10 protein-coding genes are annotated in these 13,743 nt (G+C 49.0%); 5 read left to right on the top strand and 5 right to left on the bottom strand.

All coding sequences use genetic code 11. From position 1 onward, the window contains the following. Positions 1-38 precede the first annotated feature (38 nt). From DSM2777_RS16460 to DSM2777_RS16450, 3 genes are read right to left on the bottom strand one after another with little or no spacing between them, the layout of a single operon-like run. A complete protein-coding gene (locus DSM2777_RS16460; RefSeq protein WP_061554579.1) occupies positions 39-1,421 on the bottom strand; it encodes an LLM class flavin-dependent oxidoreductase in 1,383 nt (460 codons plus the stop codon). Continuing rightward, complete coding sequence (locus DSM2777_RS16455) at positions 1,421-2,626, bottom strand: SfnB family sulfur acquisition oxidoreductase (RefSeq protein WP_061554578.1); 1,206 nt, start codon at positions 2,624-2,626, stop codon at positions 1,421-1,423. Before DSM2777_RS16455 ends, DSM2777_RS16460 begins: the two co-directional genes overlap by 1 nt. A gap of 58 nt (positions 2,627-2,684) precedes the next feature. Continuing rightward, the gene (locus tag DSM2777_RS16450; protein ID WP_061554577.1) at positions 2,685-3,920 is read right to left on the bottom strand and encodes an SfnB family sulfur acquisition oxidoreductase; all 1,236 of its coding nucleotides are present in this window, start codon (positions 3,918-3,920) and stop codon (positions 2,685-2,687) included. A 345-nt stretch (positions 3,921-4,265) separates the two neighbouring features. Here DSM2777_RS16450 and DSM2777_RS16445 point away from each other — a divergent pair, with 345 nt between their 5' ends. Then, positions 4,266-4,886, top strand: a complete 621-nt coding sequence (locus tag DSM2777_RS16445; RefSeq protein ID WP_061554576.1) for a class I SAM-dependent methyltransferase — start codon at positions 4,266-4,268, stop codon at positions 4,884-4,886. Between the two features lie 99 nt (positions 4,887-4,985). After that, positions 4,986-7,001, top strand: a complete 2,016-nt coding sequence (locus tag DSM2777_RS16440; protein WP_061554575.1) for a peptidase U32 family protein — start codon at positions 4,986-4,988, stop codon at positions 6,999-7,001. 70 nt (positions 7,002-7,071) lie between these two features. Here DSM2777_RS16440 and DSM2777_RS16435 read toward each other — a convergent pair whose 3' ends face one another. Continuing rightward, positions 7,072-7,278, bottom strand: coding sequence for a DUF1127 domain-containing protein (locus DSM2777_RS16435; protein WP_227742362.1), 207 nt, complete (start codon positions 7,276-7,278; stop codon positions 7,072-7,074). 194 nt (positions 7,279-7,472) lie between these two features. Between DSM2777_RS16435 and DSM2777_RS16430 the strand changes: the two genes are divergently transcribed. Both DSM2777_RS16430 and DSM2777_RS16425 read left to right on the top strand, forming a co-directional pair. Further along, positions 7,473-8,936, top strand: coding sequence for an aminotransferase-like domain-containing protein (locus tag DSM2777_RS16430; RefSeq protein WP_061554573.1), 1,464 nt, complete (start codon positions 7,473-7,475; stop codon positions 8,934-8,936). A 210-nt stretch (positions 8,937-9,146) separates the two neighbouring features. Further along, positions 9,147-10,433, top strand: coding sequence for a type III secretion system effector (locus DSM2777_RS16425; protein WP_061554572.1), 1,287 nt, complete (start codon positions 9,147-9,149; stop codon positions 10,431-10,433). 78 nt (positions 10,434-10,511) lie between these two features. Here DSM2777_RS16425 and DSM2777_RS16420 read toward each other — a convergent pair whose 3' ends face one another. Continuing rightward, positions 10,512-11,699 carry a sugar transporter gene (locus DSM2777_RS16420; protein ID WP_061554571.1) on the bottom strand — a complete coding sequence of 396 codons (1,188 nt, stop codon included), beginning with the start codon at positions 11,697-11,699 and terminating at the stop codon, positions 10,512-10,514. 254 nt (positions 11,700-11,953) lie between these two features. Here DSM2777_RS16420 and DSM2777_RS16415 point away from each other — a divergent pair, with 254 nt between their 5' ends. Beyond that, positions 11,954-13,741 (top strand): methyl-accepting chemotaxis protein, encoded by a 1,788-nt coding sequence (locus DSM2777_RS16415; RefSeq protein ID WP_061554570.1) that lies wholly within the window; start codon positions 11,954-11,956, stop codon positions 13,739-13,741. Positions 13,742-13,743 lie beyond the last annotated feature (2 nt).

Genomic DNA, 13,743 nt, shown 5'->3' with positions numbered 1-13,743 from the left:
ATCCCACCCCTGTAAATACCAAAATTAAGATGCTTGTTTTAACCTGCAAAAGCTTGCAACGGCTGCGGTTGATAACGTCGTTTAGCGGCTGGGTGCAATGAATTAAGCTGTGCTCCTTGGCCAAAAAGTTTGTGGCGCAGTGCGCCTTCGGCGTACTCGGTTTTGTAAACCCCGCGTGATTGCAGTTCAGGTACCACTAAATCGATGAAGTCGCGGTAGCTGCCGGGATTAACGATGCGCGTGAGGTTAAATCCATCCACGTCGGCCTCATCAATCCATACCTGCAACGCATCCGCGACCTGCGACGGTGACCCGACAATAACGGGATAACGTGCGCCCAGCGAGTGCTGTTCAAGCAGGCGACGTTTAGTCCAGCCGCTGAAAGCCTTGGTTACGGATTCGATAGCCTCAACTTTTCCCACCACGATAGGCTCATCCAAATCAAACGAAGCCAAATCGATACCGGTTGAGCTGGAGAAATGTGCCAATCCGGCTTCTGGGCTGGCATAGCGCAGATACTCCTGATGCTTTTCTTTCGCTTCAGCCTCGGTTTTAGCCACAATAACGCCCACGCCCATGAACACTTTGAGTGAGTCTGCACGGCGACCCGCGGCGACGGCAGCATGGCGTAGCGTATCGACCTGAGCTTTCATGGCCTGCGGCGTAGCGCCGTTCACAAAGGTGCATTCCGCATGGCGAGCCGCGAATTGAATGCCACGTCTGGAACTTCCTGCCTGATAAAGTAGCGGGGTGCGCTGCGGTGATGGAGAGGTAAGGTGATAGCCTTCCACGTCGAAGAATTCACCATGATGTTGAATCGAATGAATTTTAGTACTGTCTGCATAGATTCGGTTTTGACGATCGGCCAGCAACGCATCTTCTTGCCAGCTGCCTTCCCAAAGCTGGTAGAGCACATCAAGGTATTCGTCAGCCATGTCGTAGCGGCGGTCATGCGGGATCTGTTGAGTTTGTCCCATCGCTCGCGCCGCGCTGTCGAGATAACCGGTCACAATATTCCATCCGGCGCGCCCTTGGGTCAGGTGATCCAGCGTAGACATCCGGCGAGCGAACAAATAGGGCTGTTCATAGCTGAGATTGGCGGTAACGCCGAACCCCAAATGTTGCGTAACGCTCGCCATCGCAGGCACCAACAGCATCGGATCATTCACGGGAAGTTGAATCGACTCCCGCGCCGTTAGGCCGATGCCTTGTTGGTATACGTCGTAAACGCCCACGATATCGGCAATAAACAGGCCATCAAACAAACCGCATTCGAGCAGTTTCGCCAAATCGAGCCAATAGCTCAGGCTATTAAAATCCGTCGAGCGATCTTCGGGATGCGTCCACATGCCGTGATGGATATGCCCAACGCAGTTCATGTTGAAGGCATTCATCAAGATCTGTTTTTTCGGCTGGCTCATCAGATCGTCCCTCGGCGCGGCGGGCGCTGTCCATTGAGATAAAAATTGCCAACCGCATGGTATTTCCAGCGAACAGGGTCGTGCAGGGTATGAGTACGCGCATTGCGCCAATGGCGATCGAGATTATATTCGCGCAGCGTGGAACGGCTTCCGCCCAGTTCAAAAAGGAGGTTACCGGCTGCCAGCGCCACCTCGGTGGTATAAGCACGCGCCTGTGCAACATCAATAGAGGCCTGCGCCACGCTATCCGTCGTTGGGTTATGTTGGGCGGTATCAACCGATAAACCGGCGATTTCCAGCAGCGCATCACCCGCACTTAGGCGTGCGGAAATACGCCCGATGCGTTCCAGCGTCAAAGGATCGTCAGTGGCGGCGCTCACGCCGGAGTCTATCCACGGGCGCCCATGTTCACGCACAAATGCCAGCATATCTTCGTATGCCGCACGGGCGATGCCTTGATCGATGGCGGCGTGCAGCAGCTGTGCAAAGGGGCCAACGGTGGTTGGACGCTCAAATGCGGTGTGGAAAGGCACGACGTCATCAATATCAACTTCACAATTATTGAGTAACACCGTGCCGCTGCCGGTGGTGCGCTGACCAAAACCTGACCAGTCATCAATAATGGTCAGCCCTTCAGTCTCTCTAGGTAAAAAAATCAGCACTTCGTTGCCGTCTTCTCCCAGAGCCAGAACCGGAATGCGCTGGGCATAAATCGCACCGGTGGCATAAAATTTACGCCCAGAAAGTAGCAATTTATCGCCGCTGCGATGCAGATGAGTCCGGCGCGTATGGGCATTCGGCGTGCCAAACTCAGCCAATGCATTACCCAGATGCACACCGTCTAAAACTTCCTGATATAGCCGTTGCTGTTGCGCCTGAGTGCCATTGATGCGCAAAACTTCCAAAGCATAGAAATGATTTTGCGGCACCTGACCAATAGATCCGTCAGCCTGAGCCAAACGGCTTACCACCTGTGCCAACGTGGCGCAGGACACATCGGCACCGCCGAATTGAGCCGGAACGGTAATACCCCCTAAACCGCTGCTGAACAGCGCATGCAGTTCACTGTCAGGCAGGCGTCGCTCTCGGTCACGCAGCGCCGATTCGAGGGAAAAAACCTCGGCTAAACGTTGCGTGAGCGCCAATATTTGCTCTGTAGTTTCTAATCTGGCCGCAGGCGTTTGCGGGGTAACCTGTGTTGTCATAGCAAAATCATCCTGTTGTTGATGTAGTTGTTATGTAGTTGAATTTGTTGTGGCTGAATCAGATCCAAGAGTGACGGGCAGGAAATATGCCATTAAGGCGATACTGACCGATGGCGTGAAACTTCCAGCGCACCGGATCGTGCAGGGTATGAGTGCGGGCGTTGCGCCAGTGGCGATCTAAGCCAAATTCGGCCAACGTCGAGCGGCTACCGGCCCACTCAAACAGTTTTTCACTGGCCGCAAGGGCAATATCCGTGGTTAAGACTTTGGCTTCTGCGACGGCAATAGAGGCATAGGCGGCACTTTCTGCCGTTATTGGCGCGGCTTGGGTTTGATCCAAGATACTCGCGGCCCGTTTCAACAGGGCATTGGCGGCATTGAGTTCGATAGTTAAGCGGCCGACGTCAGCAATGATGTAAAGGTCGTCGCTGTTACGTTCGACGTTGGCATCAATCCAAGGGCGTGAACGTTCGCGTACAAATGATTTCGCTTCTTCTAGGGCACCGTGGGCGATACCCGCGTCGATAGCGGCTTGAATAAGCTGAGAAACTGCGCCCTGAATATTCGGCTGCTGTGAAATAGGGGCGAGGGCAATGACATTCTCTGGAGCAACTAACGCGTTGTGCAGCTTAATGGTTCCGCTGGCGGTTGTGCGTTGTCCCATACCCGACCAATCGTCGACGATGTGCAGACCTTCCGTGTGTTTGGGAATAAAAGTGATGACCGGCTGTTGATTATCATCAATAGCTTTAATCGCCACCCAATGAGCAAACAATGCACCGGTAGAATAAAATTTCTCACCGTTTAATACTAAGCCCGCAGCGGTTTTGGTTAGGCGAGTGCGCATATCCAAAGTATCTTTTGTGCCGCGTTCTGGGCCGCCATTGCCAATTCGCCATCCTGCGAGAACAGAACCGTATAATCGTTTTAATTGATCTTCTGTGGCCGTAATACTTAATAGTTGCAGAATGCCAAAGTGATTTTGCGGTATTTGCCCCAACGCCGGATCAACGGCAGAAATAATTCGGAAAACTTCGGCAACGGTGGCGAAGGAGAGCTGCGGCCCACCAAATACTTTCGGAATCGTGATACTGCCAAGGCCACTGTGCGTGAACAAGTCGAGCGCCGCGTGCGGTAATACGCGCTGCTGATCGCGGTGCTGAGCCTCTTCTGCGGCAAACTTCGCCACCTGCTTGGCGGCTTCTATCGCCTCACGTTCGGTGGTGATTATTTTGGCTGGAAATACCGCTGAATTATTTTGGTATTTATTTTCATCAGGCGTTAACACGGGCATATATTATTCCTTATGGTTCTTATCCAAAATTTAGGCAATAGCAACCCGCATATTGAATATATGAAAAATGAAATAACGCTAGATATTGGGTTATGACTTATTGCGTTTAGTTATTTATCTTGTCTTAGTCTTATGCCGTCTTAAAAACACTTAATTCGATAAAGATATAATTAACGCAATAATGTAATCGGATAGTAATAAGTATTAACGCTTTATGTAAAGCAGTTGCTTAGCCTTATTTCAGCAATGCTTAGCTAATTTTTGATTTTAGATTACGTGTTCGCTTAAGATTCTGTTTACAGCATATGACTTCGCGATGGGTATTAATCATCGGTAAGGGCCGTTATGACGTCTCCCGCAGACAATATTATTCCGTTATACCAGCAAAATTCCACCTTCTGGGATTCCCAACGCAATGGCGCTCAGGGAGATTCGCCACGCTGCGAAGTCCCTTGGCTAGAACGGTTTCTCGCACAACTTCCGGCCAATGGTCATATTCTGGATATTGGTTGTGGTACCGGAGAACCCATCGCGGGGTACTTTATCCGGCAGGGATTCAATGTCACCGGCATCGATGGCGCTCCAGCGCAAATTACACGTTGCCGCGAACGTTTTCCACAGCAGCGCTGGCTGGTTAACGACATGCGCACATTAGATTTAGGTACGCGCTTTGACGGAATCATTGCATGGGATAGTTTTTTCCATTTGTCTCAGGCTGACCAGCGCAAGATGTTTGCTGTATTTCTTGCACATGCCGCCGATAGAGCCGCATTAATGTTCACCAGCGGGCCAGATCAGGGAGAAGCGATAGGGGAATTTTGTGGAAAACCGCTTTTTCATGCCAGCCTCAGTCCAACAGAGTATATAAATCTGCCTCATCAGCACCAATTCAGCGTGGTAGAACATCGCGTTGAAGATCCAGAATGTGGTTTCCATACCGTTTGGTTGGCGGTTCGTGGCGCTTAAGCTGAATAAATCACACATTGTGAGCGGGGATTTCTTGTGAAGTGCAAATTCCTGACTACAATAGCCACGTTTTCGCCTTTTCACTAAGACGGTTTATCCATGCTACGAAGCGATGTTTTGCCTAAAATTACTCATAAAAACAAGATTGAATTATTAAGTCCCGCACGCGATGTTGCTATCGCCCGCGAGGCGATTCTACACGGCGCAGATGCCGTTTATATCGGCGGTCCAGATTTTGGTGCGCGCCATAATGCAGGCAACTCGCTCAGCGACATCGCTGAATTGGTGGGATTTGCTCATCGATTTGCGGCAAAAGTTTTTGTCACACTGAATACTATTTTGCATGACGATGAACTGAAACCGGCAGAACGTTTGATCCATCAGCTTTATGAAGCGGGCGTGGATGCCCTTATTGTTCAGGATCTGGGTATTCTCGAATTGGATATCCCGCCGATTGAGCTGCATGCCAGCACCCAAACCGATATTCGTAGCGTTGAAAAAGCTAAATTTTTATCCGACGTTGGCTTTTCGCAAATCGTTTTAGCTCGCGAGCTCAACCTGAATCAAATCAAAGCCATCAGCGATAACATCGACGCCACGGTTGAATTCTTTATTCACGGCGCGCTATGCGTGGCTTATTCCGGCCAGTGCTACATTTCGCATGCGCAAACCGGCCGCAGTGCGAACCGTGGCGATTGTTCGCAGGCATGTCGCTTGCCTTATACCCTCAAAGACGATCAGGGACGCGTGGTCGCTTACGAAAAACATCTGCTGTCGATGAAAGACAACGATCAAAGCCAAAACCTGATCGCATTAATTGATGCCGGCGTGCGCTCATTCAAAATTGAAGGGCGCTATAAAGATATGAGCTATGTGAAAAACATTACGGCTTATTATCGCCAGCACCTTGATGCGATTATGACGGCAAGGCCAGAGCTGGCTCCGGCGTCGATGGGACGTACTGAGCACTTTTTTGTCCCGTCTCCGGATAAAACCTTCCACCGTGGCAGCACTGACTATTTTGTTAACCAGCGTCAAATGGATATCGGCGCGTTTGATTCGCCGAAATTTGTGGGTTTGCCTATTGGTGAAGTGCTGAAGGTTGGGAAAGATCACGTCGATGTGAGCGTGACGGAGCCGCTGACCAATGGCGATGGCCTGAACGTATTGATTAAGCGTGACATTGTCGGCTTCCGCGCCAGCAAAGTGGAAAAGATTGCCGCCAATAGCTTCCGCGTTTGGCCAAACGAAATGCTGGATGCGCTGAAAAATGTGCGTCCGCATCATCCGCTAAACCGCAATCTGGATCATAACTGGCAGCAGGCATTGCTGAAAACATCTAGCGAACGTCGTATTGGCGTCAAACTACGCCTGAGCGGCAATGAAAATCAGCTGATGCTAACGGCCAGTACGGCGGACGGGGTGAGCGTTACCCAAACGCTGGAAGGCTTCTTTGACATTGCCAAACAGCCTGAGAAAGCCTTCAACAGTTTGCACGATGGTCTAGCGAAGCTAGGACAGAGTATCTATTTCTCCGAAGGCATTGAGATTAACCTGCCAGCGGCGTATTTCGTGCCTAATGGTTTGCTCAATCAGCTGCGTCGCGAAACCATAGATATGCTGACGGAAGCGCGTTTGCATGCCTATCCGCGTGGCAGCCGCAAAGCGGTTTCAGAACCCGCGCCGGTTTATCCGGAAACGCACCTGACGTTCTTATCTAACGTGTATAACCATAAAGCACGCGAGTTTTATCAGCGCTATGGTGTGCAGTTGATTGATGCAGCCTATGAGGCGCACGAAGAGAAAGGTGATGTTCCGGTGATGATCACCAAGCATTGCCTGCGCTTTGCCTTCAATCTTTGCCCTAAACAGGCCAAAGGCGTGCAGGGTGTGAAAGGGCGAGCGTCACCGATGCAGCTGATTCATCAGGATGAAGTGCTGACGCTGAAGTTCGATTGCAAACCGTGTGAAATGCACGTGATAGGCAAAATCAAAAATCACATTCTGAAAATGCCGCTGGCCGGTAGCGTAGTGGCCTCGGTAACGCCTGACGAGTTACTGAAAACGTTGCCGCGCAAGTCAGCAGCTGTACCGAAAACGAAAACTCGTCGCTAACTATCTGCGGTAAATAAAACGTTGATAAGAGCCTCTCCGCAAACCGGAGAGGCTTTATTGATCTTCAACTCTATTTTCTCTGGCGGGTTATATTGTCAATATCCGCGCAGGATAGACCAATATCTTTCAGCTGCTGCGCGCTCATACGTTGTAAATCGCTATAGGCTTTTCTTCTCATATGCCACGTTCGCCAATGTTGGTACAGCCCCATGAAAAACAGATAAAACGGCGACTGTAAAAACGGTTTCTTGGCTTGGTTTTCGTCATATCCCATCATGCAACTCCTCGCGGTTTCGATACCAATATCATTGCGCGAAGAGTGCACACGTCACAGATACAAAAATAACTATTATTTAACATACAGATTGCGCATTATGCGATCTGAATGGTCTAAAACGCGGCCAACTGTACTGGTTTTCGCCTAACATTTTAGCGAATAACGATCTCAAGCAATGATTGGAAAGGGCAACGATGACGCGCTATCAACATCTCGCAGATTTATTAGCACAACGAATTGAAGCCGGTTTATATCAAAGCGGCGAGCGCTTGCCCTCGGTTCGAACGCTGAGTGATGAACATTCCGTGAGCATTAGCACCGTGCAGCAGGCCTATCATTTGCTTGAGGATAGACAGCTCATCACGCCGCAACCACGGTCGGGATATTATGTAACGCCCCGCAAACACACGCCGCCCGCACCGGCGATCAGCCGTCCAGCTCAGCGGCCGGTTGAAATAACGCAGTGGGGATGTGTTCTCGATCGCCTGAATGAAGAACCCGATAGCGATGCAATTCCTTTCGGCAGCGGCTCACCGGATATGTGCCAATCCACAATGGCGCCGTTATGGAAAGCGATGACTCGGCTTATGCAGGCGCAAGACAGCCGAGTATTAAATTACGATCCTGTGTACGGTTCTCTTGCCCTGCGCGAGCAGGTGGCACGTTTGGCCATTGATTCAGGATGCCATTTAAATCCTGCTGATATCATTATTACCCATGGTTGTCATGAGGCGCTGATGGTGGCAATTCGCGCGGCGTGTCAGGAGGGCGATATCGTTGCGGTGGAATCACCCGCTTTTCATGGGATTATGCAAAAGCTGCGCGGTTCCAAAATAAAAGTCATTGAAATTCCCACGGACTCAAGCACCGGTATCAGCGTCGAAGCCTTGAAGTTAGCGTTAGAACAGTGGCCTATCAAGGCCGTGATGTTAGTGCCTAACTGCAATAACCCGCTGGGATTTATCATGCCTGAGCAACGCAAGCGGGAACTATTGTCGCTGGCGCAATGCTACGATATCGCCATTATTGAAGACGATGTGTATGGCGATTTAGCCTTTGAGTATCCTCGTCCTATCACGATCAAATCGCTGGATACCGATGGACGCGTATTGCTATGCAGTTCGTTCTCAAAGACGGTTGCTCCGGGGCTTCGCGTTGGTTGGATTGCACCTGGGCGCTATTTTGATCGCGTGGTCTATATGAAATACACCGGCACCGGCGCATCGGCTTCGCATCCGCAGTTAGCCATTGCGGAGTTTATCAAGTCAGGGGGGTATCAAACCCACCTACGCCGCATGCGTAAATACTATCAGCAGAATCTCGAGAAATTCACTTGTCGAGTGAGAGAGTACTTTCCCTGTGGCATCTGCGTGAGCCGTCCGCAGGGCGGATTTATGATGTGGATTGAGCTTCCCGAGCATTTTGACTCCGTGCGTTTAAGCCTCGAACTCAGCGAAGCCAAAGTGCAGTTTGTCATTGGATCGCTGTTCTCCGCGTCGGGGAAATATCGAAATTGTTTGCGATTAAATTACGGACTGCCTTACAGCGATAAAGTCGACCAAGCCTTACGGAAACTGGCTAAGGCGGTTGAATGCGCCATGTTGGAATGTCAGATGCAAATAGCTGAGGAAAATCGCCAAGCCCACGCTAATCGCTGATGACTAATCACTAATGAAATCTAAGCCTTACGCGTAAAAATTAATGGTTTTGCGGAAGGCTAAAATAGAATCACCCCGAGTGACATTGATGAGCAGTAATAACGTCAGTTATTCATCTTACAACCAAGTAAAAATGATAGGGTGTTAACCTGATTACCGACGTGCTTTGTTATTAGTTTAATGAGCCGTTTATGTGATCAAGGTGGCAATATGTCTCTCTATGTTGGAAATAGTTTTAATACGGCTAGTGTAAATACCGAAAGGGTGATTAATACCCAGCACGATCCCCATTCTGAAGAAACGAATTTATGGAAGGACGTTAAAGAATTTTTCTGTTCTACCCATCAGGAAGAAGCGTTGCAGTGTATAGACAAACTCTCACGCTATGATGAGCTTCATTTGGATCCTGAAGAAATTAAAGATATTTTTACCAAACTATCAGAATTAATATCCCCTGGATGGAAGGAGCAGCTCCATATCGACAATGACTGCGCCTTAAATGAATATTCTATCCGCGAGAAAAATGGTGGGGTACTTCTTGCGGTTAAGGTTTCTGTTCCGGAAGCGACTCAGTGTGAAACGAGTAAAGATACCACTTCATCCTTTAGACTGGCTAAGGAGATACTCAAGTTATATCCTCTCGATACAAAAAATTCTTTAGATAATATAGACAGGCTGATTGTGTTTGGCGATAGCCTCTCTGACTCAAAAGGCAGAATGTTTGAAAAAACGCACCACATCTTTCCTTCCTATAGTCAATATTATGAAGGTCGATTTACCAACGGTTTTGTCTGGAGCGATTTTCTTTCATCCCCTTCATTTTTAAAAAAAGAAACCATTAATTTTTCTGAGGGAGGAAGCACCTCGGCAAGCTATTCATGCTTTAACGTTGTCGGGGATTTTTTATCAAATCTAGATAAGCAAATGAAGTCCTACTCACCGTCAAATAAGGATTTAGCTATTTTCTTATTAGGCGCAAATGATTACATCACACTGCATAAAAGCAATGTGGTGACAGTGGTTGAACAACAAATTGACGATATTGAACAAATATTATCTCGTGGGGTTAAAAATATTCTTGTTATGGGGTTGCCAGATTTGTCTGCTACGCCTAGCGCAAAACTATCTGATGACAAAGAGATAATGAAAGACGCAACGGTAGCCCATAACGCATTATTGCAAAGTAAAGTTAATGAGTTAAATAAAGCGTATCCCAAAAGCAATGTATTCTATTTTGATACATTCTCTGCTTTTAACAAGATAGCGGAGGTCGCCCATGAGATTGGTTATGATACAAACAATTCCTATACGGAACATGGCTATATTCATCGTCTTGATGAAAAAGATCCTAGGTTAAATATTCGCCCACAATATATCTATAATGACCATGTGCATCCAACGCAGGAAGTTCATCATTGTTTTGCGACTATGCTAGAGAGTTTTATACTCAATAATTACGGTACGGCTGCAAACATAAAGTCAGCGCTAAAAAAATGAGCTAAGTACTGATGAAAATCTAAGAAGATACTATGGCGCTATCATATTGAAAGATTGCGCCATATTTGCCCGCAAGTATTAATAACCTTTCGCCAAGATCTCTGCATAGCGACGGAAAATAAAGATGCACCACATCAGAGAAGCCAGCGCCAATACAGCGCCGATATAGCCAATATTGGCCATGCTCAAATGAATGCTGACCTGATTACCTAGCAGCGCGCCTGCGCCAATGCCGATATTAAAAATACCGGAATATAGCGACATGGCCACATCGGTGGCATCAGGCGCCATAGCCAAAACTTTCACCTGCATACCAAGGCCAATCGTCATAATGGCAATACCCCAAACGACACACAGCAAAGCAATCCACATTGGGCTAGATGCGGCAGGAAGCAATAAGACTAAGCTCAACGTCAGCAGCACAATGGCACCAATGATTAACGTAGCAGGGTGCTTATTGCCTAGCATGCTAAACAGTACGCTGCCTATGATCCCCGCCGCGCCGAGTACTAGCAACAGCATGGTGGCGAAGCCTTGACTCATCAGCGCAACGCTCTGAATAAACGGTTCAATATAGCTGTATGCCGTGTAGTGCGCCGTGACCACCACGACGGTGAGCGCATATAAACACAGCAACACGGGGCGCTTCATTAGAATTGGAATACTTTTTAGTGAGCCTGAGTGCTCGCTAGGGAGTTTAGGTAACAGCTTAATGACACAAATCAACGTCATAGTCGCCACAATGCCAATCACCATAAACGTGGTTCGCCAGCCTAAATATTGCCCGATAACGCGGCCAAGCGGCAATCCAAGCACCATCGCCAAGGCGGTGCCCGTGGCTAATAAGCTCAGCGCCTGTGCTTTCTTACCGGCCGGAGCTAAACGAATAGCGAGCGAAGCCGTAATTGACCAAAACACCGCGTGAGCCAGCGCAATGCCGATACGTGAAAGCACGAGGATCCAGAAATTCCATGCCACCACCGAAAGCGCATGGCTGGCAATGAACAGGATGAAGATCTTCACCAGCAGTCCGCGCCGCTCCATTTGGCTGGTCATCAGCATAAACGGCAATGACATCAGCCCCACAACCCAGGCATAAATCGTCAGCATCAGGCCGACCTGCGCGGTGCTCATCGAGAAACTGGCCGCAATGTCTGAGAGCAACCCAACGGGAACAAATTCTGTGGTGTTAAAAATAAAGGCGGCAACGGCAAGCGTAACCACTCTTAACCATGCGGTTTTACGGGAGACTGGAGTTGGATTCATGGCACTTACTAAGGTTAGGAAAACAGGGGAAACTTTTCGGCAACTAGCATACTGCGAATCGGTCACAATTTATAGCGCCTCGGCCAATGACATTAAGGTAAATAGGCCAATCACTTAGCTCTCTGATAAATAGGACTTAATTTATTTATAGTGTAAATAGCTCAAGTTTTATTTATTCAGGCCGTTATTTAGTGTGCTGTTTCAATAAAAAACATAAGTCTGGCATAACTCTCTTCTAATCAGGGCAAGCTATCATGTTCGACTCTATCCGTTCACGTATTCTGGCAGCTTCTACCGCCATCGTTATTTGCTCTCTTTGTATCAACACTTATCTTAACTATTCAATTGCGAACAAATACAACAATAGCGCAATTGATAGCACGCTTGAGGCCGTTTCTTCCAGCCACAACCGCGCAATTTCCGATTGGGTGGCAAGCAAAAGCCGGTTAGTTTCAGCGCTTACGCCACATGTTACCTCTCCTGATCCTATGCCATTGATGGTGCAAACCGCCAACGGCGGCAACTTCATGGGGATTGATATTGGTTATCCTAATAAAATCGATATTTCATCGGTGCCTAACAGCGTTCCTGAAGGTTATGATCCCACCACGCGCCCTTGGTATATTCAGGCAGTCAAATCCGGTAAACCTATTGTTACTGAACCTTATGTTGACGCCAACACCAAGAAAATGGTGGTCACGTTTGCCGCACCGCATATCGAAAACGGCATTCTAAAAGGCGTAGTAGAAGGGGATGTGACCATGGACAGCGTGATTGAAAACGTGCGTTCTATACATCCAACGGAAAATAGCTTTGGCATGCTCATCGATGCGGCTGGCAATATTATGGCGCATCCAGATGAATCGCTGACGCTCAAGCCGTTATCCAATATTGCGCCTAACTTAGAATTGTCACGTTTGCTTAATGCACGTTCACCGATTGAATATGACATTAACGGCAGTGCCAAACTGTTGCTAGCGCAGCCTGTAGCAGGAACACCGTGGTTTACCGTGGTAGCAATGGATAAAACCGAGGCCACGGCCGGAATGCGCTCATTGCTGACCACGTCATTAGTGACTCTGTTGGTGTTGATCGTTGCTGCCGCAGTGATTATCGGCGTTATTGCCCAGCGTGCGCTAACACCGCTGATTAAGATCCGTGATGCAATGGATGCCATTAGCTCCGGCACAGCGGATTTAACCCAGCGTTTGCCGACCAATGGCAAAGACGAAGTTTCTCAGATTGCCGGTTCGTTTAACCGCTTTATCGATAAGCTCAGCGACGTGATGAAATCCATCCGTAGCAGCAGTGAATCTGTGCGCGTTGCGGCCAATGAAATTGCATCAGGGAACCAAGACTTGTCCAGCCGAACCGAATCTGCAGCGGCCAATCTTCAGCAAACTTCGGCGGCGTTGGAGCAAATCTCTTCAACGGTGGCGCAGTCGGCAGGCGCGGCGAAACAGGCAAATAACGCGGTTCATTCCGCCTCTGCGGATGCCTCTCGCGGCGGTGAGGCGATTGCTAAAGTCATCAGCACCATGCAATCGATTGAAACCGCCTCCGGCAAAATTGGTGACATTACCGGCGTCATCAACGGCATTGCTTTCCAAACCAACATCTTGGCGCTGAACGCCGCCGTGGAAGCGGCTCGAGCGGGTGAGCAAGGGCGCGGTTTTGCGGTGGTCGCCGGTGAAGTGCGCACTTTGGCGCAGCGCAGCGCGCAAGCGGCTAAAGAGATTAAATCTCTGATTGAATCGACGGTACGCAGCGTCGCATCGGGCTCAACGCAGGTGCGTCAAACCAGTGAAACCATGACGGATATCGTGACCAGCGTTTCTGCCGTCACAACGATAATGTCAGAGATCACCAACGCCGCCGATGAGCAAATGCGCGGTATCAATGAAATCAATAAAGCCGTTACCCATCTGGATACCATGGTGCAGCAGAATGCTGCGTTAGTAGAAGAGTCTACCGCGGCGTCCGGCGCATTGTTGTCACAGGCCAATGATTTAGTCGGCGCAGTGGGGCAGTTCAACGTATAACT

It is taken from the genome of Obesumbacterium proteus, from assembly GCF_001586165.1.
Classification (GTDB): Bacteria; Pseudomonadota; Gammaproteobacteria; order Enterobacterales; family Enterobacteriaceae; genus Hafnia; species Hafnia protea.
The sequence above is the reverse complement of the archived record's forward strand: the minus strand, read 5'-3'. Positions and strand labels throughout refer to the sequence as shown.